The sequence below is a fragment of the Acinetobacter sp. YH01007 genome (assembly GCF_013420425.1).
Classification (GTDB): domain Bacteria; phylum Pseudomonadota; class Gammaproteobacteria; order Pseudomonadales; family Moraxellaceae; genus Acinetobacter; species Acinetobacter towneri.
Map to the genome: position 1 here is coordinate 157,261 of NZ_VOYC01000003.1, position 26,815 is coordinate 184,075.

The window sequence follows — 26,815 nt, forward strand, 5'->3', positions numbered from 1 at the left end:
GCAATGATTAGTATTGAGTTTTTAATTGCGTCTGCCATTGGAATGTTAGTCGCGACAGGAATCTATTTAATTTTACGTGCCCGTACCTTTCCTGTGGTTTTGGGCTTGGCGATGATTGGTTATGCCGTCAATATTTTCTTATTCAGCATGGGGCGTATTCAGCTCAATGCACCTGCAATTTTGACTGAAGCTTCAAAAGTCACCGACCCATTACCACAAGCCTTGGTATTAACCGCAATTGTGATTGGTTTTGCCACCACCGCATTTATTGTGCAATTGGCGCTGCGTAGCCGTTATGAAACAGGGACAGACCACGTCGATGCCAAAGAAGAACATCCACTGCTTGACCCACGTGAGGATGAGCCATAATGACTGATTTCCTCCAATTTTGGCTACAGCATTCACCTATTTTTAGCATCCTGATTCCAACCTTTACCGCATTTATTTTAGTGCTATTAGGCAATCCGGGCTTTGGTTCACTCTCACATGACTGGCGTCAGCCATGGCGTCGTGGCATTAGCTATCTTTCTGCCACACTCGGTTTAGTCACTGCAATTAGCTATTTAATTCAAGTCAGCAGTGGGCAAATTATTATTTATAACTTGAGCGAATGGGCCGCCCCGTTTGGCATTATTTTAGTGCTAGATCAACTGTCTGCCCTCATGTTGGTACTGACTTATTCACTTGCCTTGCCATTACTGTGGTTTTCCAGCAAAAAATGGGATGAACGTGGTCGCTATTTTCATACCATGGTGCATTTCCTACTCATGGGACTTTGCGGTGCATTCCTCACAGGCGACTTATTTAACCTGTTCGTATTTTTTGAAATCTTGTTGCTCGCCTCGTATGTGTTGTTATTGCACGGTCAAGGCAAAGCACGTTTTCAACTCGGGATTCATTACGTCACCATCAACCTGTTGGCCTCTGCCCTGTTCCTAATTGGTTTGGGGATGATTTACGGCAGTGTCGGCAGTTTAAACATGACCGATGTGGCACGTCTTATTCCGCTACTCGATGCTGATGCACATAAAATTGCGGTGGCAGGTGGCTTACTGCTATTTGTGGTATTTGGTATTAAAGCCGCTATGCTTCCTGTCGGTTTCTGGCTTCCTAAAACCTATGCCGTGGCGACAACCCCTGTGGCAGCCTTATTCACCATCATGACCAAAGTGGGTGTGTATGCCATTTTGCGGGTCAATGGAACCGTATTTGATGATGCACTGAGCCATAAAATCCTACAAGACTGGTTGCTGCCGATTGGTCTAATTACCTCACTATATGGGGTCATTGGCGCAATTGGTGCAGAGCGCTTACGTCGTTTTGTCGGTTTTATGGTGCTGTCTTCGATTGGTACGATCCTGATCGCCATTTCGATGCTGAACACACAGGCATGGTCAGCCGCACTGTATTACTTAGTACACAGTACCTTAATTGCAGCGGCTTTCTATTTGCTGTGTGGCTGGATTACCTCACAACGTGGCGCATTTAAAGATCACTTCAATATTGCCCCGCAAATGAAGCAACACAAAGTACTTGCAATCACATACTTCATGATTGCCTTAATGATGGCAGGTTTGCCACCGTTTAGTGGCTTTTTGGGCAAGGTCTTTATTTTGCAAGCCACCGCCAATATGGCACATCAAGGCTGGATTATTGGCATTATTCTCTTGGTCAGCTTGCTGAGTATTATTGCATTCACCCGTGTCGGCTTTATTTTATTTTGGCGCGCGACCAAACCTGAAGATGATGCGCAAACTGAAGCCTATTATGAATATCAGGCACTACCTGCGATTGCACCGCCCCGTAATGACCGTGTCATTTATTTTCTCCTAACGGGTTTAGTGCTGTACGTGATATTTGCCAATCCAATTCAACAATATATGCTGAAGACTGCACAGCAGATTCAACATAATGCGGCCTATGAAGCACTGATTCTGAAAAAAGACCGTGCTGCAAATGTGATTAGCGTACAACCTTATGATCCATTGTACTTACCTGAAACCAAGTACGGTGGCGAAGCAATTGACACCAATGCACATTTAATTCCCTATGTGATTGATCCAAACACCTTGGAAGGCGAGCATATTTCTGACTATAAACAACGTCAGATTCAACAGCAAAATCGTGAGGAAGCACAGCAACCTAGCGATACTCAACTCAAACCTGCGGAGCCCTAAACATGCAAAAAACGAGACCAAAAACTTCGTTTTGGGATAACCTGCTGCCACACCCGTTTGTATCTGTCTTGGTGGCACTGAGTTGGCTAATGTTGGCGCATAGTGTTTCTGCAGGGAATCTGTTGATGGCACTGGTCTTGGCGCTCTTGATTCCCAAACTGATCCAGCCCTTTATTGCGCGTACACCAGACATCAACTGGACTGCAGCCATTCGCTTATTCTTCGTGGTGGTCTGGGATATTATGATTTGTAATATTCGTGTCGCAAAACTGGTACTTGGCCCAACAGACCGTATGCAGCCAAAATGGTTCCGTGTCCCTCTCGAAACACAACACGAACAGGTCAACAGTATTTTGGCGATGATCATTACCACCACACCAGGCACGGTTACAGCAGGTATTGACCAAGACCGTGGCGATATTTTGGTGCATGCCTTAAACACTGCAGATGAAAGTGTAGATATTCAAGACATCAAAAATCGTTATGAAAAACCGCTGATTGAAATTTTTGGTGCACAGTCAGGAGAAAAGCAATGATGATTCTGCCTTATGCACTTGGAATCTGCATGGTTGCGATTACGCTGTCCATGTTTATGTGCCTATATCGCCTGATTATTGGCCCTTCAATTGTAGACCGCCTGTTGGCCTTGGATACCTTGTTTTTAAATGCGACCTGCTTGGTGGTGGTTCTGGGTATCTATTGGACCAGTACCTCATTATTTGAAGGTGCGTTATTGGTGGCGATGCTAGGCTTTGTGTCTACTGCAGCACTGGCGCGTTACTTCACCAGTGGTCATGTGATTGATTAAGGAGAATGAACATGCAATTACTCATGGAAATTTTAGTGTCATTCTTTTTAATTATTGGCGCATTTTTCATGTTGGTGGGCGGCATTGGCATGGTTCGCCTACCCGACTTATTTATGCGACTGCATGCCCCTACAAAATCCAGCACTTTAGGACTAGGCAGTTTCTTAATTGCAGCCATTATTTATGCGGCATTTGAAGGACGATTTGGCTTTGCAGAAGTATTAATCACCCTATTTGCGTTTATTACCGCGCCTGTTTCTGCCAATTTAATGGCACAGGCAGCACTGCATTTACGTTTACGTTCGATGAGTGGCAATGTGCCTGAAACCTTAGACCGTCCATTACCGTGGCAACGCCAACGTCGTAATTTACGTCGTTATGAAAAAAAGTCCCATGATGATTTGGTCTAGAATATTAGTCAGGCATTAAAAAAAGCATCGTATCCGATATAACCTTGCTTACATTGCAAAAGCTCAAACATGATAGACAAAAAAATGCCACCCGAAGGTGGCATTTTTTATCATCACTGATTTATTCTTCATCTTGCTTAGGTGCTGCAGGAGGTAAATCTTTTACCGCTTCTGCAATCAAACCAAACATATAGTTACCATAGGCATTGGTTTTATCGTAGTGAAAACGCAAACGCGGGGTAATACGTGTCTTAATACGACGGCTTAACTCATGGCGCAAGAAGCCTGATGCTTTATTCAACACATCCAAGGTTTCTTTATTTGCCGTTTCGCTTTGCTCATCGCCTAATTCACGTCCCATGACGGTCACGTACACTTCCGCATATCCTAAGTCTGGGCTCACCTTCACTGCAGAGATGGTCACAAGACCACCTAAGCGTGGATCTTTCAGCTCTTGGCGAATCAGTTCTGACAGCTCACGCTGTACTGTATCCGCCATACGCTTCAGACGTTGACTACCCGCCATTAAAGACTCCGTTTAATCAATTGAACATCGTACACTTCAATCTTATCAAGTGGTTTGATGTCTTTATAGCCTTTTACTGCAAGACCACATTCCATACCTGCGCGAACTTCTTCCACCACGTCTTTATAACGACGAAGTGACTCAAGCTCACCTTGGAATACCACCACATCATCACGTAATACGCGAATTGGTTTGTTACGGTGAAGTACGCCTTCAAGTACCATACAACCTGCAGCTGCACCGAACTTACTTGAGTGGAACACTTCACGCACTTCTGCAACACCCAAAATAGTTTCACGGTGTTCAGGTGCAAGCTTACCGCTCATCGCATCTTTCACATCATCAATTAATTGATAGATGATGCTGTAGTAACGAATGTCAATACCATCGGCATCGGCTTTTTGACGCGCAGTATTGTCAGCACGTACGTTAAAGCCCAGTAATACAGCTTCTGAAGATTCTGCAAGCGTAACGTCAGACTCAGTGATCGCACCTACGCCTGAACCAATCACACGTACACGTACTTCATCGGTAGACAACTCGCCCAATGCAACAATCAAGGCTTCCAAAGTACCTCGTACATCGGTCTTCAATACCACATTGACAAATGGAACGTCTTTTTTGCCCATTGATGCCATGATGTTTTCAAGACGCATTGCGCTTTGACGCTCAAGACGTTTTTGACGCTCACGATCCATACGCGCATCGGCAACTTCACGTGCTTTCTTCTCGTCATTTACAACAAGAACTTCGTCACCTGCCATTGGCGCTTCAGGTAAACCTAAAATTTCAACTGGAATTGAAGGACCTGCAGATTTAATACGCTTACCGTTTTCATCGGTCATGGCACGTACGCGACCATAAGATGAACCTGCAAGTACCAAGTCACCTACATTCAAAGTACCGTTTTGTACCAGAATTGACGTCACTGCACCGCGACCTTTATCTACACGCGCTTCAATCACCACACCTTGCGCTGCACCTTCTTCAGATGCTTTCAATTCCATCATTTCTGCTTGAATTGAAATTAAGTCAAGAAGTTCATCAATACCTTGACCTGAATGCGCCGAAACCATTGCAACAGGTACGTCACCGCCCCATTGTTCAGGTACGATTTCTTTGGTGGTCAATTCATTCAATACGCGGTCTGGATCAGCCGATTCTTTGTCCATTTTGTTAATGGCAACAATAATTGGTGTACCCGCTGCACGCGCATGGTCAATGGCTTCTGCAGTTTGTGGCATCACACCATCATCTGCCGCAACGACCAATACCACGATATCTGTCGCTTTCGCACCACGTGAACGCATTGCAGTAAACGCTGCGTGTCCCGGTGTATCTAAGAAGGTGATAATGCCTTTATCGGTTTGTACGTGGTATGCACCAATGTGCTGGGTAATACCACCCGCTTCGCCTGCAGCCACTTTGGCACGACGAATACGGTCAAGTAATGATGTCTTACCATGGTCAACGTGACCCATGATGGTCACCACTGGTGGACGTGTCGTTTGAACACCACGTGCCTCTTCAGCAGCTTCAAGTAAGTTATCTTCAGCTTGCGTATCAGATACTAGAACTGGGTTGTGGCCCATTTCCTCAACTACAAGTGCTGCAACTTCTTGCTCAATCGCTTGGTTTTGCGTAACTAACTCACCCATTTTCATGAGTGATTTAATAACTTCGCGTACTTTAACTGCCATTTTTGCAGCCAAGTCCGCAACCACAATCGTTGCACCAATTTCAACATCATAAACTTGTTTTTTAACTGGTTTTTCAAAGCCGTGCTTGTTGGCTTGGCTCGTTTTCAAACCGCGTTTATGTGAGTTTTGGCTGAAAGACTGTTCTTCCTGACCACGACGACCACCTTTTTTCGGTGAACGTGTATTGGTGGTGCTGGTACCACGCTTGATTTCACGGTCTTCTTTGGCAAATGAATCTTCATAAGCCTGACCCACAAGACCAGCCGCCAATGGAGAATCATCTACCACACGAATGGTAGCGGTTGCATCTTCATTTGAGTATTTAGATGCCATCTGACGCATTTGCTCAAGCGTACGTTGCTGCGCTTCTTCAGCAGCTTTACGACGTGCTGCTTCTTCAGTCGCTTTCAACTGAGCTGCTTGCGCTTCACGCGCTTTCTTTTGCTCAGGTGTTTCAGTGACTTTCACTGCTTGCTTCACAATTGGCTTGTTGGTTGACTTACGTTTCACCACAACCGCAGCTTTTGCAACTTCTTGCTTGGCTGTTTCTTGCTTGGCTGCTGCACGCATTGCATCTAAAGCTTGTTTCGCTTTTGCGGCACCTGCTTGAGGCGCGTCTGCTTTCGCTTTGCTCTTTTCTGCCACGTCACGTGCTTGCTGTTCTGCTTGCGCTTTTTCAGCTGCTTCCGCCTGTGCTTTTGCCAGTGCTTCCGCTTTAATCTGTTCAGGATCTGGCTTTACAAATGTATGCTTCTTGCGAACTTCTACATTAATCGTTTTCGCTTTGCCCGAAGTACTTGCCACTTTAGCGGTACTGGTGGTTTTACGTTTCAACGTGATTTGTCCTGCTTTACCCTCTTGACCGTGAACCTTTTTTAAATGGTTCACTAGGGTACTTTGTTGTTCCGTGGAAATAATATCGTCAGCGTTACGCTGTGGTAAACCTGCGTCACGAACCTGTTCCAGGAGTTTCTCAACTGGACGACCTACACTGAGCGCTAACTCTTTAATCGACTTGTCCGTCATATATTACCTCCTAGTTAAACCATGATTCGCGCGCTTTCATAATCAATTGACCCGCTTTTTCTGTACCTAAACCTTCTATATCTTCGATATCGTCAGTCGCTTGGTCAGCTAAATCATCAACTGTAATGACACCACGAGCGGCAAGCGCATAAGCGATCTCTTGTGTCATGCCTTCCATTGCTAGAAGTTCTGCACTCGGATCTTGGATATTTTCTTGCTGTTGCAATGCTTCTGCCAAAGCCACTTCTTTGGCACGGCCTTGTAACATTTCAACAAGTTCTTCATCTAAATCAATTTCGTCAAATGTTTCCGCAGGAACATACGCAATTTCTTCTAATGAAGTGAAGCCCATTTCTACCAATGCCATCGCCAAATCTTCAGCAATGTCTAGACGTGAAACAAACAAGTCCAAGTATTGTTGCGCTTCATTTTGCTGACGTGCGTGATACTCTTCTTCAAGCATCATGTTCAGCTTGTAACCTGTGAGTTCAGAGGCTAAACGTACGTTTTGACCTTGTGAACCAATTGCACGTGCCAACTGATCGCTGGTTGCGAAAATAATGTCGGCAGTACGTTCTTCTTCATCAATCACAATACCCGATACATCGGCTGGCTCTAAAGCACTGGCGATATATTGTGCTGGATCATCAGACCACACCACAACATCAATACGCTCACCATTTAACTCTTGCTGTACCGCTTGGATACGTGTACCACGCATACCAATACATGCACCTACAGGGTCAATACGATGGTCGTTGGTTTTTACTGCAATTTTTGCACGTACACCTGGCTGACGCGCTGCTGCTTTAATTTCGATGATTTCTTCAGAAATTTCTGGAATTTCTTTTTTCATCAATGCAATCAGCATTTCAGGCTTGGCACGTGACAACAACAATTGTGCACCACGACCTTCACGGTTCACGCTGTACAAAATTGCATTCACACGCTGCTTAGGACGCAAAATTTCTTTGGCGATCATTTCTTCACGCGCCAAATATGCTTCTGCATTGTCGCCCAAATCAATAATAAAGCCATCTTTGGTTTGCTTTTTCACTTCACCGTAAATCAGCTCGCCTACTTTGGCTTCATAAGCATCTGCAACCAATGCGCGTTCTGCTTCACGAATTTTTTGCACAATCACTTGCTTGGCAATTTGCGCAGCAATACGACCGAAGTCAATTGACTCAACTTCAAGTTCGCGAATATCGCCAATTGACCACTTTGCAGGGTCTACATCAGAAATTGCATCTTGGCATGCAGGCATTTCATGATCTTCATCTGCCACCACTTCCCACTGACGGAAAGTGCTGTAGTCACCTGTTTTACGATCAATTTCCACACGTAAACGTGCTTCTTCTGAGTTTGTGCCTTCGTAGAATTTCTTTTTCGTCGCAGCAACAAGAGCCTGTTCAAGCGCCTCAAAAATTGCCTCACGACTTACACCTTTTTCGTTACTAACCGTTTCAACGACGGTAAGAATTTCACGTGCCATAAGTCACCTATTCGTTCAGATTCTTATTAATTTGATTAATCTTGGTAAATCAGGTTTGCTTTATCAATATTGTGACTGTCAATCTCCAATACCTGCTGTTTTTCCACTTCGACCTGAATGGTTTCATTTTCCAGATCTACAGCAACCAATTTCGCTTGAAATTTACGACGGTTTTCTACAGCACTGATTAAACGTAACGCAATGGTTTGCCCAATATATGCAGGCAATTGCTCTAATTGGAAAAATGGACGATCCCAACCCGGAGAGGATACTTCAAGTGCATATTCACCTGAAATTGGATCATGCACATCAAGCATTGCACCAACTTGCTGGGTTACACGTACACAATCTTGCACACCAATACCACGACCTTGCTCTAATTCGCCATCTTCATTTAAGACAGGTTCTGCATTTTCATCGACAGCTTTGTCGATATAAATACGTAACAAAGAACGCTTACCTTGTGGAATAAACTCGATTCCCCAAAGATCCACATCACATGCTTGCACTGCTGGCGCAATTAAGTCCTGAAGTGCTTGAGTTTTATTTGATAGCTTCATTTACTCTCGTCATTCTGCTGCGGTTCAATGGTCTTATTTGACCACTACACATTCATACAAACTATAGTAGTAGTGAAACATGACACTTTGACTTTAGGCCGCGCACGGCTTGTATCGACACTACACGATAGCCAATAAAAAAGGGCGTAATCGCCCCTATTCTTGCACAGTAAAACCAATATCCACTGTGCAAAAAGGCCCACCTAGTTGTGAGCCTCTTTAGAAACTTGGTTGCGGGGATTAGACTAAATCTAACCATCTTTGCTAGTTTATTATGCTGAATTCAATCAACTAAAACTAACGTACCACACCATTAGAAACTTGGTAGCGGGAGCTGGATTTGAACCAACGACCTTCGGGTTATGAGCCCGACGAGCTACCAGACTGCTCCATCCCGCATCAACGTGCAAAAATTATATACAAATATGAATAAGTTTTCAATCAAACTTAGCATTTTTGCCTGACTTAAGTTGCACCTTAGTCAGTATAAAGCGTAAAACTCATATTAGAGCATAATCACACTTTTAAAATATTGGTAGCGGGAGCTGGATTTGAACCAACGACCTTCGGGTTATGAGCCCGACGAGCTACCAGACTGCTCCATCCCGCAACAACATGTAAATACTTATCTCAACCTAAAATAATTTAAGTTGCCTACGCTTAATTCACGATAAGCTTAGGATTGATTGGTAGCGGGAGCTGGATTTGAACCAACGACCTTCGGGTTATGAGCCCGACGAGCTACCAGACTGCTCCATCCCGCATCAACAGATTTGCTGCTTAACACCAACTTATGTTTTCTGGATTATAAGTTGGTGCGGAAGGGGGGACTTGAACCCCCACGCCCGAAAGCACTACCACCTCAAGGTAGCGTGTCTACCAATTCCACCACCACCGCAGCTGTGACGCATTCTAGTCGCATCATGCGAAAAAAGAAAGTGCTAAATAAAATTATTCAGCGCTTTTAGGCGCAGTTGGTGAAGTTTCAGGCGATACTGGCTGTGCAGGTGCAGTCGTTTGTACAGTCTGCAAACTATATGCACCTGTGGTTTGTTTCTTGGCAAACACCGCTAAAGTTAAACTGGTTGCAAAAAACAATGCTGTTAAAATTGCCGTTAAACGGGTTAAAAAGTTACCTGAGCCTGACGCACCAAATACGGTTGCCGCACCACCGCCACCAAAAGAAGCGCCTGCATCTGCACCTTTACCATGCTGAACCAAAATTAGTCCAATCATTAAAATGGCTAAGATAATATGTACTACCAGCACAAATGTTTGCATGCTGAACTCCTCATTATTGTGTATTTGCAAAGGCTTGCGCAATTTGATGGAACGATGCCGCATTTAAGGATGCACCACCGACCAAAGCACCATTAATGTCTGGGCAGGCTGCTAACTCTACGGCATTTTCTGGTTTTACACTACCACCATATAAAATCGGTAGAGTCACCGCATAAGCGGTGATTTGGCTTAAACCTTCACGGATTTTTGCATGCATGGTTTGCGCATCTTCAGGTGATGCGGTCTTGCCTGTACCAATTGCCCAAATAGGTTCATACGCAATCACTATCTGTTGCCATTGCTCAGCGTCAACCACAGCAGCAATATCACAAATTTGTTGCAAAACAACTTGCTCTGCCTGACCGCTTTCACGTTGTTGCAGACTTTCACCCACACAATAAATAACTGTCAAACCTGCCTGCAAGGCATTTTTAACTTTTTCATTCAAAATGCTTGGTGTGTCTGCAAAAAGTTCACGACGTTCTGAATGCCCAACCAATACATAATCAATTTGACTGTCTTTTAGCAATTCTGCACTGACTTCGCCTGTATATGCACCCAAACCCGCAATACGGGAAAGGTCTTGTGCAACGGTATAGACAGGACGTACTGCTTCGCTCAATGCAGCTTGAATTTGAGTTAAAGCCAAAGTGACAGGTGCAATCCCCAAATGACACTTTTCAGCCTCTACAGGGCTGTCTTGTAATAATGTTTTAAATTCAGAAATAAGTTGCTGAGCATCGGCATGTATCGGATTCATCTTCCAATTGCCAACCACCCAAGGCTTAATCGTCGTAGCCGACATAGAATAACCTGCAAAAACAATTCATTTAATCGCGCACATTCTACACGCAAATCACATTTCTGCTGAGTTTTTTGTACAAGCTTTGCATCAAACTGCTGCATGAAGTATCTTTTCATGGCAGGACTTACAATTTTTTTAGCAGATTAATGTAACTGGTTCATGCTTTTAGGCGATACTTAGGTGGTGACAGCACTTTCAGATATGGTATTTTTGTGCAACAAAAGTATAATTTTAAGATACCAATTATAAACAATCTTGATTTTGAGGACGTTGGGGAATGTCAGTACAACAAGCTACACCTAGATTTACAGGTTTTATTCGACGTTTGGTCGAAGATGGGCTCGTTTCTGCTGAAAATATGCAAACTGCCATTAAAGCCGCACAAAAAGATAATGTTGATATTGTTCCCTATCTCATTCAAAACCTAAATATCGCGCCTTTAATCATTGCTGAAAAAATTTCTAATGAGTTTGGCGAACCTATTTTTGATTTAAGCGTGTATGACTCTGCGCTCATCGTGCGTGAAGGCATTGATGAAAAGCTTTTCAGCAAATATAACCTTTTACCTATTTTTAAGCGCAATCACCTGCTTTACGTTGCGACCAGTAACCCGACCAATATCGAAGCAATGGATGCCATTCGTTTCAACAGTAAAATGAATATTGAAGCCATTGTGGTCGAACACGATAAATTGATAAAACTGATTGAACAAAACTTTGCGAGTGAGTCTGCTTTTGAATTTGAAGATGATGACTTCGATCTCAACTTTGAAGATGGTAACAGCGAACCAGAACAAGCTGCAGAAGATGAACCGCAGGGTGATGAATCCCCAATTGTTAAATACATCAACAAATTACTGATTGATGCAATTCGCATGGGTGCTTCGGACTTACACTTTGAACCGTATGAAAAAACCTATCGAGTGCGTTACCGTGTCGATGGTGTATTACGTCAAATTGCCACCCCACCCTTACAGTTAGCTAACCGCTTGGCATCACGTTTAAAAGTGATGTCCCAAATGGACATTTCTGAAAAGCGTGTCCCGCAAGATGGTCGTATTAAATTAAAACTATCTAAAAACAAGTCCATCGACTTCCGTGTGAACTCGTTGCCAACCTTGTTCGGTGAAAAAATTGTACTGCGTATTCTTGACCCATCTAGCGCGATGCTAGGAATTGACGCTTTGGGCTATGAACCAGAACAAAAAGAATTGTTCATGGAAGCCTTAGAAAAACCGCAAGGCATGTTACTGATTACAGGTCCAACGGGTTCGGGTAAAACGGTATCGCTATATACAGGCTTAAATATCTTAAACAGAGAAGATACCAACATTTCCACCGCCGAAGACCCTGTGGAAATTAACTTAGAAGGCATCAATCAGGTTAACGTCAACAATAAAGTAGGCTTAACCTTCGCTGCCGCCCTGAAATCTTTCTTACGTCAAGACCCTGATATTGTCATGGTGGGTGAGATTCGTGATCTTGAAACTGCAGAAATTGCAATTAAAGCTGCCCAAACAGGTCACATGGTTTTATCTACCCTACACACCAACAGTGCGCCAGAAACTTTAACGCGTTTACGCAACATGGGCGTTCCTTCCTTTAACATCGCAACTTCGGTAAACCTCGTCATTGCACAGCGTTTGGCACGACGCCTATGCCCGCATTGCAAAACTCCTTCCGATATTCCAAAACAAAGCTTATTGGAAATGGGCTTTACTGAAGCCGATTTGAGCAATCCAGAATTTCAGGTCTATCAACCTGTAGGCTGTTCTGAATGCCGTGAAGGTTATAAAGGACGTGTTGGTGTTTATGAAGTGATGAAAGTCACACCAGAAATTTCTAGAATTATTATGGAGGATGGTAATGCCATCCAAATTGCTGATGCGTCAGCAAAATCGGGGTTTAACAATCTGCGTCGTTCGGGGTTACTTAAGGTCATGCAGGGGGTGACTTCATTGCAAGAAGTCAATCGTGTGACCAGTGAATAGTTGTAAAATTTAAAATAAGGATAAATACGCATGGCTGTCAAAAAAGCACAGATGATGCCCACCTTCGTTTATGAAGGGATTGACCGCAAAGGGGCTAAGTTAAAAGGGGAAATTCCAGCGCGTAATATGGCCTTGGCAAAGGTCACATTGCGTAAACAAGGGATTACCATCAAGACGATTCGCCAAAAGAAAAAGAATATTCTTGAAGGCTTAATGAAAAAACGGGTGTCGACCTTAGACATCACTATTTTCACGCGTCAGCTTGCCACTATGATGAAAGCAGGTGTGCCTTTGGTACAAAGCTTTGAGATTGTTGCCGAAGGTCTTGAAAACCCCGCCATGCGTGAAGTGGTTTTAGGCATTAAAGGTGAAGTGGAAGGCGGGAATACCTTTGCTGGCGCATTGCGTAAATATCCTCAATATTTTGACAATCTGTTCTGCTCTTTGGTTGAATCTGGTGAACAATCGGGTGCACTAGAAACCATGCTGGATCGTGTTGCGATCTATAAAGAAAAGAGTGAATTACTCAAACAAAAAATTAAAAAAGCCATGAAATACCCTGCAACGGTCATCGTGGTGGCCGTGATTGTGACCATTATTTTGATGGTGAAAGTCGTACCTGTGTTTGAAGAGTTGTTTAGCTCTTTTGGTGCGGACTTGCCTGCCTTCACTAAAATGGTGGTCAACATGTCACAATGGATGCAGAAATACTGGTTTATTCTGATTATTGTGATTGGGGTCATGATTGCAGGTTTCTTGGAAACTAAAAAACGCAGTAAAAAATTCCGTGACTTCTTAGACAAAGCGGCACTGAAAGCGCCTATTTTTGGTGACTTGGTCTATAAAGCCATTATCGCGCGTTATAGCCGTACTTTAGCCACTACTTTTGCTGCTGGTGTACCCTTAATTGATGCTTTGGAATCGACCGCTGGGGCAACCAATAACGTGGTCTATGAAGAAGCGGTGATGAAAATACGTGATGATGTCGCGACAGGACAGCAGCTACAATTCGCCATGCGTGTCACCAATAAATTCCCTTCTATGGCGGTGCAAATGGTCGCCATTGGTGAAGAATCAGGTGCGCTAGATGCCATGCTGGATAAAGTCGCAACCCACTATGAAAACGAAGTCGACAACGCAGTAGATGGCTTAACCTCAATGATGGAGCCGTTGATTATGTCAATCTTAGGGGTTTTAGTTGGCGGTTTAGTTATTGCTATGTACCTACCTATTTTCCAAATGGGTTCAGTTGTTGGCTAATTATATTTTAAAGGCTGAGTAAATTGCTTACAGAATTAATCGCGTACTTGATCCAAAATCCAACTGCGCTCTATATCGCAGTTGGACTTTTTAGTTTATGTATTGGCAGTTTTTTGAATGTGGTGATTTATCGCACCCCAAAAATGATGGAACAGGAGTGGCGTAACGACTGCCAAATGTTGTTACATCCTGAACAAGCCATTATTGATGAAAGTAAAATCACCCTCAGCAAACCTGCATCGACCTGTCCCAAATGTCACAACCCAATTCGTTGGTATCAAAATATTCCTGTGCTGAGTTGGTTGGTATTACGCGGTAAATGTGGCAACTGCCAAAACCCGATCAGTATACGTTATCCACTGATTGAGGTATTAACTGCTATTTGCGCTCTGATTGTGCTTGCGGTATTTGGCCCAACCGTACAAATGCTATTTGGCTTGCTACTCACTTATACCTTGATTGCGCTCACCTTCATTGATTTCGATACACAACTCTTGCCAGACCGTTATACCCTGCCTTTGGCTGCACTGGGTTTGGCCGTCAACAGCTATGCCATCTATACCTCACCAACCTCGGCAATTTGGGGCTATGTGATTGGCTTCCTATGTCTATGGGTGGTGTATTACCTGTTTAAAATCGTCACAGGCAAAGAAGGCATGGGCTATGGCGACTTCAAGCTCCTTGCCGCTTTAGGTGCATGGATGGGGCCGATGATGTTACCCCTGATTGTGCTGCTATCGTCCTTAGTTGGGGCGATTATTGGCATTATTCTGTTAAAAGTACGTAAAGAAAATCAACCCTTTGCGTTTGGTCCGTATATCGCCATTGCGGGCTGGATTGCCTTTTTATGGGGCGAGCCAATCATGAAAGTATATTTGGGACAATAAGGACAGCACATGCGTTTTGTTTTGGGTCTAACAGGAGGAATTGGCAGTGGCAAGTCTGCAGCCAGTGCGTGGTTTGAGACCCAAGGCATTGTTGTGGTCGATGCAGATGTGGTTGCACGTGAAGTAGTCGAAAAAGGACAGCCTGCCTTAAAGCAAATTCGACAACACTTTGGCGATTGGGTTTTACTTGAGAATGGTGAGCTTGATCGTCGTGCCTTACGTGAACACATTTTCAAAGAACCAAGTGCACGACAAGCACTTGAAAAAATCACCCACCCTGCAATTCGTGAATCGATTATTCAACAATTAAATGCTGCCAATAGCCCCTACGTGGTTTTGGTTTCACCACTCTTGTTTGAAACCAATCAACATCAATTGACCCGACATACATTATTGATTGATGCTACTGAAGCCCTACAAATTCACCGTGCTTCACAACGTGATGGTCAAACGGTTGAGCAAATTCATAAAATTATTCAAGCACAAATGCCACGTGCTGAAAAACAACGCCTAGCCGATGACATTGTGCTGAACGATGGGCATTTAGATCATTTGTATAGCAAACTTGAAGTATTGCATCAGCAGTATTTAAAGCGAGCGATGCAGTAAGCAAATTAATCTGACTGTTTTTTTTGCTGTTCAAGTTGGGCTTTTAAGCTGTCAGGTCGTGCCCACCAACGCCAAGGTTGCAAAGCGCCAATCCCCATACCCATCAAGCCACATAAAATTGCCAGACTCAACGGCTCGCCCAATAAAGGGACAGCAAGAATCGCAGCAATAAACGGCGCCAAGGTCACAATACTACCAGTTTTGAATGCCCCCAAACGCTTAATTGCCTCGACATAGCTAAGTGTTGCGATGATTACCACAAATACCCCATGAAAAACAGTTTGCAGCAATAAATGAATCGGTTCGGGTGCGGTGAGTTGTTTCGGGAAAAACAGTACGTAAATCGGGACATAGACGATTGCCGACCAAATTGCGACACCTGCCATAGCATGCCAAGCGGAGAGCTTCCATTGTCTTAATAAAACCGTAAACACGCCCCACCAAATGGCACTGATAAAAAACAGTCCATCCCCAAGTCCAAAAGCAACGCCTGTTTCTTGATACATTAGCGCACTCATGCCCGCAATGGCGGTCAGCATAATTACAATACTGATCCAGGTATGGCGGTCAAAAGGCACTCGAAATAACATCCAAGCAGCAATGGCGGTACAAACAGGAATACAGCCATTCAAAAAAATGGCAGCATGCGCAGCAGGTACATAATGAAAAGCACTATACGCAGTCAGGCAATAGCCCACTCCACCAATCATTGCCAAAATAAAAGGCTCTTTTTTCCATAAAAATGCCGTATCTTTTTTCCAGATAAGAATCGGCATTAAAATACAAAAAGCCAAAGCAAAGCGTAAGGCGGTAATATCCCAAGCACTGATCTGCCATTGTGCATTCAGCCGAGCAGTTAGGGTAAAACCACCCCAAATGCACATGGTAACAAGCACCAAAGCATAACCTTGCTTTTGGGGAGATAGACGAATCACGGTGTTGAAAGCATCAATAAAATAGCAAATACAAAATCAGCAATTAAGCCTGACGCTGACGACAAGCTTCATACAAGGCCATACCTGTTGCAACACTGACATTCAGACTTTGCAGATTTCCTGCCATTGGAATAAATACGGTTTGATCACATTGTGACTGGGTAATTGGGCGTAAACCTGTATCTTCTGCGCCCATCACCACGCATACTGCTGTGCCTGTAAAGTCAAATTGCTGAATTGGCAAAGCTTTTTCATCCAGCATCGTACCCACCACGCGCACATTAAACTCTTGTTTCAAATGCGCCAAAGTACGTGCCAAATTGGTCACTTGGATAAATTTGACTTTTTCTGCACCACCTGCAGCTACTTTGCGTGCAGTTGGGGTCAAACTTGCTGAACGATCACGCGGCACAATCACGGCAGTAACCCCCATCGCAGCGGCAGTACGGATACACGCACCCAAGTTATGCGGGTCGGTGACTTGGTCGAGCGCCAAAAGTAAAGGCTTGCTATCAGCCTGCAACAAGGCATCCAAGTCTTTTTCATTCAGAGTTGGATGTGGGCGTACTGCAGCCACCACTCCTTGGTGAAAAGGCAAACCTGCCAGTTTTTCCAAGCTGTCACGGCTGGCTTTTTGCACACTAATGCCAAATGGTTCGGCAAGTTCTAAAATCTTTTGTAAACGCTGATCATCACGCCCTTTTAAGGTAAAAAGAGTTAAGACACGCTCTGGCTCAAGCTCCAATAATGACTCCACCGAGTGAACGCCATAATAATATTCAGGTTTTGCCATGAACGACCTCTAATTAATGCACCAATAAACCAGCGAAAACGAAAAATCCTGCAAAGCTGACTTTACAGGATTTCAATAAGATCTAGTTTAACCGATTCGGGTGAAAATTTCTTGATTCAATTCCGCTTGATTGGGTGCTCAAGCAGGAGAAAAATGAAATCTTAATTCAATACCCTATTATCGGCTGATTAGCCTTCTAAGTGGCACACGTAATCGAGCACTTCATCGGTTTCGATGCTGAAACGGCTATTGCCAGGCACATAGAACGATTGACCCGCGCGGAATAATTCACTTTCTTCGCTATCGGCAATTTTGACACGACATTCACCTGAAATAATTTCCATACGTTCAGGTACATGCGTTTCGAAAGTCAAGGCTTGTTCAGTCGGTAAAATTACCCCTAAGGTTTTTTTGGTACCGTCTTCAAATTGCACCGTGTGACTGATGCATTGCCCACCAAAATAGACATTCGACTTTTTCACAACTGATACATGATCAAACTGAGCTGACATGCGTATTCTCCAGGTAACGCGTTTTTATATTTTTGACTGATGTAGTTTAATTCTGTCCTCAGAACTAATCAATCTGTGTTTACAGTGGGCTTTGCGTAAATTGAACAATGTTTTCAATACGCAGCATGCAACACGCTGACAGCACAGTCTAAGCCAATGCCAGCGGCATGCAAAGTACTCTGCTCTAGATTCTTCCCCACTAAAGTGCTAAATCTGAATGTGAAACAGATCACAAATAGTATGTGTATCATTTAAGTTTCACCCGATCAGGCAGCACCTAAAAACTTCCTAAGCGAATATACTGCAATTTGATGACTATCAAATGAAATGGTCAACGAGTCTTGCGTTTTATATAGGATGCTTATCGGGTACATTTTTTGTTGTTTGTGCTGCAATTTAAGCTAGAATTAAACAGACGAAAATAACAGCCTTGTTATGGCATTTCCAAAACTTAACTCTCTTTCACTGACACTTTTCGCAGCTTGGATGCGTTTATGCTGACTCATTTAACACTGATTAACTTTGCCCTTGCCGACCACTTAGCACTGGATATTGAAACAGGTTTTAACGTTCTAACAGGGGAAACAGGTGCCGGTAAATCCTTACTATTAGATGCACTCTCTGCCTGTTTAGGTGAACGTACCGATACCAATTATGTGCGTTTTGGCTCAGATAAAGCCGATGTGACTGCGAGTTTCAGTTATCAGAACAATAGCCCTGAAGCACAATGGCTAAAAGAACATGAATTAGATGATGAGTCTGGTGAAATCCATTTACGTCGGGTAATTTTTGCCACAGGACGCAGCAAGGCATGGATTAATGGACGCCCAAGCAGTTTGGCAGAGCTGAAAGAAATTGGACGCTTACTGGTACAGTTATACAGTCAGCACAGTCAGCAACAATTGCTCGAACCGCCTTATCCAAAACACTGGCTTGATCGTTATTATAATTTTTATGCCCCTGCCCAAGCAGTACGTGATGCTTACAGTACATGGCAAAAAAATATCCGACAGCATCAGGCAGCGCTGGATGCACAGGCAACTCGCAAGCAACGCATCGAAACCCTAAACTTACAGCTCGAAGAACTCGAAGAACTGGTACAAATAGATTATAAGGAGATTGAACAAGAGTTTGATCGCCTAAGCCATCATGAACATATCATGCAGGATTGCAGTTATAGCTTAAATGCCTTGGATGAAGCCGAGCAAAACATCACTCAGGAAATTGCTTCAATTATTCGCCGCTTGGAATCGCATGCGGGGCGCAGTGAGCAATTATCGGAAATTTATAATTCATTGTTAAATGCGCAAAGTGAATTAGATGATGCGACAGCCAATTTACGTCAGTTTATTGATCGTCAAAGCTTTGATCCAGAGCGCATGGAAGAACTGAATCAGAAGCTGGAAGTTTTTCATCGTTTGGCACGTAAATACCGCACTCAGCCTGAATTACTGAAACAAGAGTTCGATACTTGGCAAGCCGAACTCATGGCTTTACATGAACTGGAAGATCCTGAAACTTTGGCAGAACAAGTAGAAGTGGCACATCAGGACTTCTTAGCCAAAGCACAACATTTAGATGACATCCGTCGTGAAGCAGCCGCACCACTTGCCAAACAACTGACCGAGCAAGTCAAACAGTTGGCACTGCCTGAGGCACATTTTGAATTTAAGTTTGAACCTTTAGAGCAGGTTTCTGCGGAGGGGTTAAGTTTTATTCAATTATTGTTTACCGCCAACAAAGGTATTCCTGCACAGCCATTGGCACGCGTGGCTTCTGGTGGTGAATTATCGCGGATTGCCTTGGTCATGCAAGTCATGAATGCCGAAAAAACCGAAGCTGAAGTTTTGGTTTTTGATGAAATTGATGTCGGGATTAGTGGTGGTACCGCAGAAATTGTGGGGCGCTTACTCGCAGGTTTGGCGCAACACGTTCAAATTTTATGTATTACCCACCAAGCACAAGTGGCAGCACAGTCTGATCAACACCTTTTAGTGAAAAAACGTCAGACCGATCCTGCCAGCAGTACCATTGTTGAATTAGAAGAAGATGCGCGTATTTTAGAATTGGCACGCATGACAGGCGGTGTTGAAATTAATGACACTACCTTGCAACACGCCAAACAATTACGCCAATTGAAGTTTCAACAGGCTTAAAAAATAAATCCCCTGATTTTCAGGGGGATTTATTCAGGTCTAAAACAAGCTTAATCATTATTTACCATTTCACAGGTTGGTCACTTGAACCAGGTGTCATTTCATAACCTGGAGAGGTATCATAAAATTGACTGCTAGAAGATTGCACAGGTTGTAGTTTAAGACCCTGTAAAATTTCAGGATTTAAACTTTGGGCAATCTTATCTGCAGTACTATCATTTAAACTATTATTTAAAAGATTCTGTGTCATCAAGTTCGATAAGGTACGATTAAAAGTCCCTGCCGCAACTACCTTACTGGTATTCGCTTCAATCACTCGCCACGTTAAACGCACCTGCTCTGCACCAGCATTTAACCCATACATTTGTTGACCGCTAGCAACTGACAAATCGTTAATACGCCCCACGAGTAAATAATCAGCACCTACTTTTTGACCAATACGCGCTAACTCATGCGGTGCACCATCCCAATACAGGAAGTCATTTTCAAATTGCATTTCATCTATGTAATGACGATCAACAACACTTAACTGCCCTGACTGTGCCAAATAAGTACCTAAAGTATCTGATAATTCTTGACTAAACTCAGAAGCAGAAGCACCGCTGGCTAAGCGGTTATTTTTTTCTGCCATTTGAAATGGCAAGACTGCAATACGGCGCATGTGTTGATCTTGTACAGTAGATTCAAACTTCACCACATGTGCGCGAACTTTAGCGCGATAATTATTTTTAGCACCAGAAACACTCAAGACCTGAAACTTGGTGACAGAACCCGAACCTTGATTGGCTACACTAAATACAGGTGAAACTTTACCCGTATATGTCCAGCCCTGATTATTTACAGATAAAGAAACTGTTTCTTCATAATTCATTTGTGACGATACCGAAGCACCATTCACCGATTGAACTGCAATCAATAATGCTTCAGAAATAGCTTGGTGTTGTGTTGGACCACTACCCGTTGCCTCTTTAATCACTTCTTTAATCGCAGCAAAAGCAGGACTGCACAGTAATCCAGATAATAAGCCTGCAAATAATATTTTTTTCATGTTCTATTCTTCAACAGCAACTGCGCTTATCACAGCGCAGTTGCTTTCAGATTAAATTAAAGACCAAAAGTTGAGCGCTTTGCTGCCTTACGGATTTCTTTTTCGCCTGTCCACTCTACAATGCCAGTTTGTAAGTTCTGCAATTTAAATGTGAACTTGTAATACACATCGCTCTTACCACCTGCATTTTTTACAATACTAGATAGATTGCCATTGAGCATATATTCAGCACCGATATGTCCACCAGTACGCACTGCAGTCGCTTGATTGACCATGCCGCTTTGCTTTTGATAGGCAAGTTGCTGCGCCATCGCATTGACAGATTTCATATCTACAAAACGAAACTTCCCTGAATTAATTAATTTGTTCTGAATCGTATCTGTAATAGATTCTGTATCGATATGTTCTTGTGTCTTGTTATGAATACGATCAAGCACAATGACTGGACGACGAGTTTGCGTCATTTGCACCACAGGTGGGAAGGTCAGCATATCATCCACCATCTTTGCAGCAATCATTTGTAGATCTGTCGATCCAAAATCTTTCGTTAAAGTTTCTACAGCTTGAGCATCACCATAACTCACTGCACTACCCGTTGTTGCACAACCTGTTGCCAAAACAGAAGTTGCTACCACAGCCATGATTAACTTTGCATTCATTGCTCTATCTCGCTTATTTCTTTAAATACACAACAACATCTACAGCCGATGGATTTGGTGCTAAAGATTGCACGCCCTTCACCTCTCGACCCGTTAACTGAATTGGTTTCCAAATCGCACCTTCAGGGTTCACTTCTGCCCCATGTGCATCGACCCATACGATTTTGTAGCTAAAATCTTTGTTATTGAAACGGCGGTTTTTAATGGCAATTGATGCCTTTTTTAAGTCGCCTGCCATAGACATTCCCACACGCTCAACAAATACCTCAGTGGTTAAGACTGGGTTATTGGTAATGGTGCGAATACTTACTTCGTTATTCGCATCTGTCTGTGTAGACAAAGCATTAGGGGCTGTACATCCAACCATCGCCGCAGCACTAAGACCGAGTAATGCGAGTTTTAGCTGATTTTTCATAAAGTTCTCTTCAATATTATTGGCGTGGAATACTACTTACACTTGCTGTAATTTTGTCATTTACATGATGTGCATAAACAAATACTGTTTCATTGGCTTTTACATCCAACTTCACAGAGGAGCTTGACAAATTACCTGACGATAACTGTAAGTTGTGTGTCCCTGGTGTTAAGTTCAGACGTGCAATTTGCGTATTACTTGGCAAAGTTGTCCAAGCTCGTAAATCTGCTCGCTCGGTTGCCATATTGAGCACGTTACCTGCCAATTGCCCTAAAACACCAAATTGGTTACCAAGCTCTTTTTGAGCAGCATATTTGGCTGTGGCACGAATCACTTGGGTTGTTAAAGTTCCAACGACTTTTTCTTTTAAGTCTTTGACAGCCAATGCACCAATATCACTAATCACATAACTGTCTTGCAAAACTCGGTTATTCAGCTTCACTTTCAGGCTTTTAGGTGCAACATAAGTGCTAGGTTCATAAGTCGCAAAAGCAATGTTGATAATGCCGCCCGGAGTCGGAATATCTAACTTATTTTCAATTTTCTGTGGAACGATACCTTGTTCAATAAATACAATAACAGGCACACTACTATTACTTTGTTTTGCAACCAATTGATCTAAACGCTTTACATCCTTAGCAATCTGCTCATCAGGCTGTAACTCATAAGCTTTTTTGTAATCCACCAAAGCATCGTTATATTCGCCTAAGGTTTCCCACAAGTTAGCTGCCATATAAAAAGCATAGGCATTTTGATAAGTATTCTTAATCTTGCCCGCAATTGGATCTAAGCCAACAAATGCCTCATCTAAAACATGCAATGCGGCATTTGAAGATGCATTTGCTTTTGTATTTTTCTCTTTTTTCTTTTCAAACTCAGCCTGATGTGCCAGTTCAATTTCACGCTGAATACCCTGTGCAACACGCATTTCTACTGCAGCAGCCTCAAGGTTTTTTAGAAAAATATAATTTTTGGCTTGAGAAATATGTGCCAATACCTGTTCATGAGGTGGTACCAAATAAGGCACCACCGAATCATTACTCACCATAGAAAGTGCTTTAAATCCGACCCGACTCAGACTAATTTTTGCACGACTTTTTTGTTTATCTAGCAATTCAAAAGCCTGCTTATAATGATTCAAACTTTCTTCATACTGATGATTGACTTGTAATAGACGTGCCTGCTCCAGTAAATATAGTACGCCGTCTTTTGAATCTACTTTATCTTTAAATTTAGCAACTAAATCTTCAGATAAATGATTATTCAAATGACTGCGAAATAAATTACCTTCATCATTATAAGTTCCAAAAATTGCTGCTTGAGAAAAAACTGAAGCTGAAAAAACAGCAGCAAACAAACTTCCCTTTATTAAATAATTCATATTAAACCATCAAAAAAAGCTATAAAAGATGAAAATTTCACCATCTTACAAACAATCATTTTTTGTTTCAATATGTATTTTATGTATATTTATTGAAACATATCAAGCTATAAAAAACACAAACTTTACACTAAAGTACAAAACTTACAAAAGAGATAAACAAACTTATAGATTTTTTATATTAAAAAACCACTACTCATTAGACAAACTTAATATTTAATAAAAGAGAATCTAAATGTAGTAAAACCGCCTATTTTGCAATTAAAAAACAGAAATCACATTCGTTAAAATTAAAAAAGTAGATTAAAAAATATACACTAAAACATTTAACAAACCCACCTCACAAAGATAATAAAGCAATCAATTATTATGTTCCTATATCTTCAACTTTGTAACTAAATAGATAAATTTAATGACATCATTTTTTCTAAATTTTAGATTTATTCTTTTATTTATTCTTTGTCTCACTTTTACCAAAGCAAAGTTGTCATCAGAGTGGTTTTATGGGATAAGTACAGCTAAGAAATGTATATTTGCATGATTTGGCTGTAACTCGTTTACGTTTCCAAGTCGGTTTACAGTTCTGTTTGCCACCACCTCAGATTAAGGAGAATTGCTTAGGTGACTAAACAATATCTGACGCATCGCTGTCTCATAGCCCCGCCCGATATGAATGATGAGTTTTTTGCAAACACCGTCATCTATTTGGCACGTCATGATGAAGACGGTGCGCAAGGCATTATTATCAACCGTCCATCGGGTATCCAAATCAAAGAATTACTCAATGATTTAGATATAGACGCAGATAATGTGCATCCTCACGAAGTTCTACAAGGTGGTCCATTACGACCTGAGGCAGGTTTTGTTTTACACACAGGGCAGCCAACTTGGCATTCATCTATCGCTGTTGGTGAAAATGTCTGTATCACCACCTCTAAAGATATTTTAGATGCAATTGCCCACAACGAAGGCGTTGGACGTTACCAAATTGCCTTGGGCTATGCCAGTTGGGGCAAACAGCAACTGGAACAAGAAATTGCCCGTGGCGATTGGCTCATTTGTGAATCGGACATGGACTTGATTTTCAATTTACCTTATGACGACCGTTGGGATGCCGCTTATCGTAAAATGGGCGTAGATCCAACATGGTTATCTTCAGAGATTGGTCATGCCTGAAACAACACAAGCCCAAACCATTATGGCATTTGACTTCGGTACGCAAAAAATGGGCATGGCTGTGGGGCAGGCACTGATTGAAAGTGCGACCCCTCTCGCCCTCTTTCCCATGAAAGATGGCATTCCGCAATGGGAAAACTTGCTAAAAATTATCAAGCAACATCAGCCACAATTATTTCTAGTGGGCTTACCTTTAAATATGGATGATAGCGAGTCGGAACTGTCTACCCGTGCACGTAAGTTTGCCAGACGCTTACGCCATCAAAGCAATATCAACACCCTAATGGTCGATGAACGCCTAACCACACGTGAAGCACGTGATGAGCTTGATCATTATCAAGCCCAAGGGCGTGGCAAAAAGCTCGCAGCCGACAGTCTTGCCGCAGCACTATTGATTGAAAGCTGGTATCGTGAGCCTCACGGCATTCAGCCTTAAATCCTGTTTCTGAATAGATAACAACGACAAACGAAAGAATTGGGATATTGATCGTTAGAATGCCTAAGACCATCTTTAAAAAGTCTATTGGTCTGGCGATTTTTTGATATAAAGTGACACCATCCTTTTGGTGTGAATGGGTAAATCCGCATGGCACTGTCTAGCTTTGGCAAGATTCTCACAGTCTTAGACTTATTTTCAACCGCACGTCCTGTCATTAATGTAGATACCATTAGTGAGGAACTTGGTTTATCTAAGCCTACCAGTTACCGCTATTTAAAAGAGTTGGTTTCAGCAGAGTTGTTGCAGCGCATGAGTGGCACATCGGGAGATTACACCCTTGGGCCAAAAATTGCGGTATTGGATTTTATCTCTCGCACGACCGATCCTTTGGTCACCATCAGTATTCCGTTTATGAAAAAAATTGCGGAACGTACAGAATTTTGCTGTTTATTGACCCAACTCAATCAAGATTCCTGCATTGATGTGCATCACGAAATCTTTAAAGATACGCCTTTGCTGTCTTATGGTCGCGGCTGCCCACGTCCTGTTTATGTCGGCTCATCGCCAAAAATTATTATGGCACATCTGCCTAAAGCTAAAATTTTAGACTATTACCAACGTTTTTCTAACGAATTGGCACAAGTCAATTTTGCACAAGATGAAGATGACTTTTTGCAGCAAATGCGCAAAATCAAAAAACAAGGCTATTATTTTTCTAACGGCGAACTCGATGCAGAAATTGCAGGCTTATCTGTACCGATTCGTTTTTCATCTAAAGATGCACCTTATGCATTGACGCTGCTGGCATCTAAAAACCGTTTTGAATTTGTCAATTTGCAAAAACTGATTGAAATTTTGCAGGACAATGCAGAACAAATTGAAAAACAGGTGGAAGTACTGAATACCAGTTTTAGTATAGAACTCACTTAAAGATTTAGGTTACTGATACCTTAAAGCACTGAATTTAAATACAATTAAAATTTATTCCTGAATAAGGATTTAGAGTGCTAAATCAAGTTTTATTCAATAGCCGTGTGAAAATAGCGAAAGGTCAGATTAATTCTGGGTTGTATAATTTTATTGGACTTCATTAAGGCATGTTTCCAATAGTGTTGTGTCGTGCCACGCATGACCAACAACTGACCGCTGTGCAACAGTAGCTCAACCTTGTTGGCGCGGTGTTTATGCTGAAAACAAAATTTACGGGTTGCCCCCAAACTCAAAGATGCAATGACAGCGTGTCTGCCTAAATTCGGCTCATCATCACTGTGCCAACCCAAGCCCTGCGTACCATCTTGATATAAATTGGCCAAACATGAATTAAAGGGATGCCCGACCCATTGTTCAATTTGCTGTTTCAATCGCCACAAAGCAGGCCGCCATAGCTGTGCCTGCTTAACTGCTCCCGAATAACGATATTGATACTGCTCATCTCCATACCATGCCACTTGGCGCTGTGTCCGATAATACTGACCAAAGAGCACACCTTCATCAGGCTGCCATGCCAAATGTTGCAGAAAATACCGTAAATAACGCTCACTATGCTCCGCACTCAGCACCAAACCATAGTCCTGCGCAATGCCGTCATAAGGCAGTACGTTGTCACAACGCTCAGGTGCAAACAATTCTAGATTCATGGTCATTCCTATGCTGAATAGCTTATTGTTTAATCTAAAACAAGGATCAGGACTGCTCACAAAATGACACAGCTTTTTGGCTTGTGAGTCGTGAAGTTCATCCTTAGACTTAAAATCATCGTTCTTATAA

The 26,815-nt window shown here is 42.6% G+C and carries 27 protein-coding genes and 4 tRNA genes; 13 read left to right on the plus strand and 18 right to left on the minus strand.

Annotated features, from left to right (window positions below; translation table 11 throughout):
- Positions 1-3 precede the first annotated feature (3 nt).
- Genes FTT74_RS02055 through FTT74_RS02075 form a run of 5 tightly spaced genes read left to right on the plus strand, consistent with a single transcriptional unit; the run spans position 4 to position 3,395 of the window.
- Positions 4-369, plus strand: a complete 366-nt coding sequence (locus tag FTT74_RS02055) for a Na+/H+ antiporter subunit C (RefSeq protein WP_004975886.1) — start codon at positions 4-6, stop codon at positions 367-369.
- Positions 369-2,177: a monovalent cation/H+ antiporter subunit D gene (locus FTT74_RS02060; RefSeq protein WP_179988493.1), complete on the plus strand. Its 1,809-nt coding sequence runs from the start codon at positions 369-371 to the stop codon at positions 2,175-2,177. Before FTT74_RS02055 ends, FTT74_RS02060 begins: the two co-directional genes overlap by 1 nt.
- Positions 2,178-2,179: 2 nt before the next feature.
- Entirely contained in the window at positions 2,180-2,713 is a 534-nt protein-coding gene (locus tag FTT74_RS02065; protein ID WP_004975882.1) for a Na+/H+ antiporter subunit E, read from the plus strand.
- Positions 2,710-2,985: a monovalent cation/H+ antiporter subunit F gene (locus tag FTT74_RS02070; RefSeq protein WP_004975880.1), complete on the plus strand. Its 276-nt coding sequence runs from the start codon at positions 2,710-2,712 to the stop codon at positions 2,983-2,985. Before FTT74_RS02065 ends, FTT74_RS02070 begins: the two co-directional genes overlap by 4 nt.
- Positions 2,986-2,996: 11 nt before the next feature.
- Positions 2,997-3,395 (plus strand): Na+/H+ antiporter subunit G, encoded by a 399-nt coding sequence (locus FTT74_RS02075; protein ID WP_004975877.1) that lies wholly within the window; start codon positions 2,997-2,999, stop codon positions 3,393-3,395.
- A gap of 121 nt (positions 3,396-3,516) precedes the next feature.
- Here FTT74_RS02075 and FTT74_RS02080 read toward each other — a convergent pair whose 3' ends face one another.
- The 10 genes from FTT74_RS02080 to tpiA form a co-directional block, all read right to left on the minus strand.
- On the minus strand, positions 3,517-3,921 hold the full coding sequence (locus FTT74_RS02080; protein ID WP_004975876.1) for a ribosome-binding factor A: 405 nt from the start codon (positions 3,919-3,921) through the stop codon (positions 3,517-3,519).
- Complete coding sequence (gene infB / locus FTT74_RS02085) at positions 3,921-6,647, minus strand: translation initiation factor IF-2 (RefSeq protein WP_178866000.1); 2,727 nt, start codon at positions 6,645-6,647, stop codon at positions 3,921-3,923. Before infB ends, FTT74_RS02080 begins: the two co-directional genes overlap by 1 nt.
- 10 nt (positions 6,648-6,657) lie before the next feature.
- Entirely contained in the window at positions 6,658-8,142 is a 1,485-nt protein-coding gene (gene nusA, locus FTT74_RS02090) for a transcription termination factor NusA (RefSeq protein ID WP_179988494.1), read from the minus strand.
- A 35-nt stretch (positions 8,143-8,177) separates the two neighbouring features.
- Positions 8,178-8,702, minus strand: a complete 525-nt coding sequence (gene rimP, locus FTT74_RS02095) for a ribosome maturation factor RimP (RefSeq protein ID WP_004975871.1) — start codon at positions 8,700-8,702, stop codon at positions 8,178-8,180.
- Between the two features lie 322 nt (positions 8,703-9,024).
- Positions 9,025-9,101, minus strand: a tRNA-Met gene (locus FTT74_RS02100).
- A 134-nt stretch (positions 9,102-9,235) separates the two neighbouring features.
- A tRNA-Met gene (locus FTT74_RS02105) sits at positions 9,236-9,312 on the minus strand.
- 77 nt (positions 9,313-9,389) lie between these two features.
- Positions 9,390-9,466: transfer RNA gene (locus FTT74_RS02110), tRNA-Met, on the minus strand.
- Between the two features lie 49 nt (positions 9,467-9,515).
- Positions 9,516-9,600, minus strand: a tRNA-Leu gene (locus FTT74_RS02115).
- Positions 9,601-9,653: 53 nt separating this feature from the next.
- A complete protein-coding gene (secG, locus tag FTT74_RS02120) occupies positions 9,654-9,983 on the minus strand; it encodes a preprotein translocase subunit SecG (protein ID WP_004975868.1) in 330 nt (109 codons plus the stop codon).
- A 13-nt stretch (positions 9,984-9,996) separates the two neighbouring features.
- Positions 9,997-10,788 carry a triose-phosphate isomerase gene (gene tpiA, locus FTT74_RS02125; protein ID WP_019836081.1) on the minus strand — a complete coding sequence of 264 codons (792 nt, stop codon included), beginning with the start codon at positions 10,786-10,788 and terminating at the stop codon, positions 9,997-9,999.
- A 277-nt stretch (positions 10,789-11,065) separates the two neighbouring features.
- Here tpiA and pilB point away from each other — a divergent pair, with 277 nt between their 5' ends.
- The 4 genes from pilB to coaE are packed head-to-tail and all read left to right on the plus strand — an operon-like array spanning position 11,066 to position 15,534.
- Positions 11,066-12,778 carry a type IV-A pilus assembly ATPase PilB gene (pilB, locus tag FTT74_RS02130; protein ID WP_179988495.1) on the plus strand — a complete coding sequence of 571 codons (1,713 nt, stop codon included), beginning with the start codon at positions 11,066-11,068 and terminating at the stop codon, positions 12,776-12,778.
- Between the two features lie 30 nt (positions 12,779-12,808).
- Complete coding sequence (locus FTT74_RS02135; RefSeq protein WP_179988496.1) at positions 12,809-14,038, plus strand: type II secretion system F family protein; 1,230 nt, start codon at positions 12,809-12,811, stop codon at positions 14,036-14,038.
- 23 nt (positions 14,039-14,061) lie between these two features.
- A complete protein-coding gene (locus FTT74_RS02140) occupies positions 14,062-14,925 on the plus strand; it encodes an A24 family peptidase (protein ID WP_179988497.1) in 864 nt (287 codons plus the stop codon).
- Between the two features lie 9 nt (positions 14,926-14,934).
- Positions 14,935-15,534 carry a dephospho-CoA kinase gene (gene coaE, locus FTT74_RS02145; protein WP_179988498.1) on the plus strand — a complete coding sequence of 200 codons (600 nt, stop codon included), beginning with the start codon at positions 14,935-14,937 and terminating at the stop codon, positions 15,532-15,534.
- A 5-nt stretch (positions 15,535-15,539) separates the two neighbouring features.
- On the opposite strand, the gene FTT74_RS02150 is transcribed toward coaE, so the two are convergent.
- From FTT74_RS02150 to FTT74_RS02160, 3 genes are all read right to left on the minus strand, one after another.
- Positions 15,540-16,469: a DMT family transporter gene (locus FTT74_RS02150; RefSeq protein ID WP_179988499.1), complete on the minus strand. Its 930-nt coding sequence runs from the start codon at positions 16,467-16,469 to the stop codon at positions 15,540-15,542.
- Between the two features lie 43 nt (positions 16,470-16,512).
- Positions 16,513-17,262 carry a 23S rRNA (guanosine(2251)-2'-O)-methyltransferase RlmB gene (rlmB, locus tag FTT74_RS02155; protein WP_004975856.1) on the minus strand — a complete coding sequence of 250 codons (750 nt, stop codon included), beginning with the start codon at positions 17,260-17,262 and terminating at the stop codon, positions 16,513-16,515.
- A 188-nt stretch (positions 17,263-17,450) separates the two neighbouring features.
- Complete coding sequence (locus FTT74_RS02160) at positions 17,451-17,774, minus strand: pyrimidine/purine nucleoside phosphorylase (protein ID WP_004975854.1); 324 nt, start codon at positions 17,772-17,774, stop codon at positions 17,451-17,453.
- A 494-nt stretch (positions 17,775-18,268) separates the two neighbouring features.
- Between FTT74_RS02160 and recN the strand changes: the two genes are divergently transcribed.
- Positions 18,269-19,930: a DNA repair protein RecN gene (gene recN, locus FTT74_RS02165; protein ID WP_179988500.1), complete on the plus strand. Its 1,662-nt coding sequence runs from the start codon at positions 18,269-18,271 to the stop codon at positions 19,928-19,930.
- A gap of 61 nt (positions 19,931-19,991) precedes the next feature.
- On the opposite strand, the gene FTT74_RS02170 is transcribed toward recN, so the two are convergent.
- Genes FTT74_RS02170 through FTT74_RS02185 form a run of 4 tightly spaced genes read right to left on the minus strand, consistent with a single transcriptional unit; the run spans position 19,992 to position 23,433 of the window.
- Positions 19,992-20,978, minus strand: coding sequence for a CsgG/HfaB family protein (locus tag FTT74_RS02170; RefSeq protein ID WP_004975851.1), 987 nt, complete (start codon positions 20,976-20,978; stop codon positions 19,992-19,994).
- A 56-nt stretch (positions 20,979-21,034) separates the two neighbouring features.
- Positions 21,035-21,637, minus strand: coding sequence for a penicillin-binding protein activator LpoB (gene lpoB / locus FTT74_RS02175; RefSeq protein ID WP_004975849.1), 603 nt, complete (start codon positions 21,635-21,637; stop codon positions 21,035-21,037).
- Positions 21,638-21,650: 13 nt separating this feature from the next.
- On the minus strand, positions 21,651-22,052 hold the full coding sequence (locus tag FTT74_RS02180; RefSeq protein WP_004975847.1) for a DUF1425 domain-containing protein: 402 nt from the start codon (positions 22,050-22,052) through the stop codon (positions 21,651-21,653).
- Between the two features lie 16 nt (positions 22,053-22,068).
- Complete coding sequence (locus tag FTT74_RS02185) at positions 22,069-23,433, minus strand: COG3014 family protein (RefSeq protein ID WP_179988501.1); 1,365 nt, start codon at positions 23,431-23,433, stop codon at positions 22,069-22,071.
- Between the two features lie 621 nt (positions 23,434-24,054).
- Here FTT74_RS02185 and FTT74_RS02190 point away from each other — a divergent pair.
- The 3 genes from FTT74_RS02190 (at position 24,055) to FTT74_RS02200 (ending at position 25,978) form a co-directional block, all read left to right on the plus strand.
- Positions 24,055-24,609, plus strand: a complete 555-nt coding sequence (locus FTT74_RS02190; RefSeq protein ID WP_004975844.1) for a YqgE/AlgH family protein — start codon at positions 24,055-24,057, stop codon at positions 24,607-24,609.
- Positions 24,602-25,045, plus strand: coding sequence for a Holliday junction resolvase RuvX (ruvX, locus tag FTT74_RS02195; protein ID WP_104852952.1), 444 nt, complete (start codon positions 24,602-24,604; stop codon positions 25,043-25,045). Before FTT74_RS02190 ends, ruvX begins: the two co-directional genes overlap by 8 nt.
- A gap of 150 nt (positions 25,046-25,195) precedes the next feature.
- On the plus strand, positions 25,196-25,978 hold the full coding sequence (locus tag FTT74_RS02200) for an IclR family transcriptional regulator (protein ID WP_004975841.1): 783 nt from the start codon (positions 25,196-25,198) through the stop codon (positions 25,976-25,978).
- An 89-nt stretch (positions 25,979-26,067) separates the two neighbouring features.
- On the opposite strand, the gene FTT74_RS02205 is transcribed toward FTT74_RS02200, so the two are convergent.
- A complete protein-coding gene (locus FTT74_RS02205) occupies positions 26,068-26,685 on the minus strand; it encodes an alpha-ketoglutarate-dependent dioxygenase AlkB (RefSeq protein ID WP_179988502.1) in 618 nt (205 codons plus the stop codon).
- Positions 26,686-26,815 lie beyond the last annotated feature (130 nt).

Excerpts from the sequence above, each read along its gene's own strand:
- pilB (WP_179988495.1), top strand. The coding sequence starts at position 11,066 with ATGTCAGTACAACAAGCTACACCTAGATTTACAGGTTTTATTCGACGT.
- tpiA (WP_019836081.1), bottom strand. The coding sequence starts at position 10,788 with ATGTCGGCTACGACGATTAAGCCTTGGGTGGTTGGCAATTGGAAGATG.
- FTT74_RS02070 (WP_004975880.1), top strand. The coding sequence starts at position 2,710 with ATGATGATTCTGCCTTATGCACTTGGAATCTGCATGGTTGCGATTACG.
- FTT74_RS02060 (WP_179988493.1), top strand. The coding sequence starts at position 369 with ATGACTGATTTCCTCCAATTTTGGCTACAGCATTCACCTATTTTTAGC.
- nusA (WP_179988494.1), bottom strand. The coding sequence starts at position 8,142 with ATGGCACGTGAAATTCTTACCGTCGTTGAAACGGTTAGTAACGAAAAA.
- FTT74_RS02135 (WP_179988496.1), top strand. The coding sequence starts at position 12,809 with ATGGCTGTCAAAAAAGCACAGATGATGCCCACCTTCGTTTATGAAGGG.
- secG (WP_004975868.1), bottom strand. The coding sequence starts at position 9,983 with ATGCAAACATTTGTGCTGGTAGTACATATTATCTTAGCCATTTTAATG.
- FTT74_RS02185 (WP_179988501.1), bottom strand. The coding sequence starts at position 23,433 with ATGAATTATTTAATAAAGGGAAGTTTGTTTGCTGCTGTTTTTTCAGCT.
- FTT74_RS02160 (WP_004975854.1), bottom strand. The coding sequence starts at position 17,774 with ATGTCAGCTCAGTTTGATCATGTATCAGTTGTGAAAAAGTCGAATGTC.
- FTT74_RS02075 (WP_004975877.1), top strand. The coding sequence starts at position 2,997 with ATGCAATTACTCATGGAAATTTTAGTGTCATTCTTTTTAATTATTGGC.
- FTT74_RS02080 (WP_004975876.1), bottom strand. The coding sequence starts at position 3,921 with ATGGCGGGTAGTCAACGTCTGAAGCGTATGGCGGATACAGTACAGCGT.
- FTT74_RS02200 (WP_004975841.1), top strand. The coding sequence starts at position 25,196 with ATGGCACTGTCTAGCTTTGGCAAGATTCTCACAGTCTTAGACTTATTT.
- recN (WP_179988500.1), top strand. The coding sequence starts at position 18,269 with ATGCTGACTCATTTAACACTGATTAACTTTGCCCTTGCCGACCACTTA.
- rimP (WP_004975871.1), bottom strand. The coding sequence starts at position 8,702 with ATGAAGCTATCAAATAAAACTCAAGCACTTCAGGACTTAATTGCGCCA.
- infB (WP_178866000.1), bottom strand. The coding sequence starts at position 6,647 with ATGACGGACAAGTCGATTAAAGAGTTAGCGCTCAGTGTAGGTCGTCCA.
- lpoB (WP_004975849.1), bottom strand. The coding sequence starts at position 21,637 with ATGAATGCAAAGTTAATCATGGCTGTGGTAGCAACTTCTGTTTTGGCA.
- coaE (WP_179988498.1), top strand. The coding sequence starts at position 14,935 with ATGCGTTTTGTTTTGGGTCTAACAGGAGGAATTGGCAGTGGCAAGTCT.
- FTT74_RS02170 (WP_004975851.1), bottom strand. The coding sequence starts at position 20,978 with ATGAAAAAAATATTATTTGCAGGCTTATTATCTGGATTACTGTGCAGT.
- FTT74_RS02180 (WP_004975847.1), bottom strand. The coding sequence starts at position 22,052 with ATGAAAAATCAGCTAAAACTCGCATTACTCGGTCTTAGTGCTGCGGCG.
- FTT74_RS02065 (WP_004975882.1), top strand. The coding sequence starts at position 2,180 with ATGCAAAAAACGAGACCAAAAACTTCGTTTTGGGATAACCTGCTGCCA.
- ruvX (WP_104852952.1), top strand. The coding sequence starts at position 24,602 with ATGCCTGAAACAACACAAGCCCAAACCATTATGGCATTTGACTTCGGT.
- FTT74_RS02205 (WP_179988502.1), bottom strand. The coding sequence starts at position 26,685 with ATGAATCTAGAATTGTTTGCACCTGAGCGTTGTGACAACGTACTGCCT.
- rlmB (WP_004975856.1), bottom strand. The coding sequence starts at position 17,262 with ATGGCAAAACCTGAATATTATTATGGCGTTCACTCGGTGGAGTCATTA.
- FTT74_RS02055 (WP_004975886.1), top strand. The coding sequence starts at position 4 with ATGATTAGTATTGAGTTTTTAATTGCGTCTGCCATTGGAATGTTAGTC.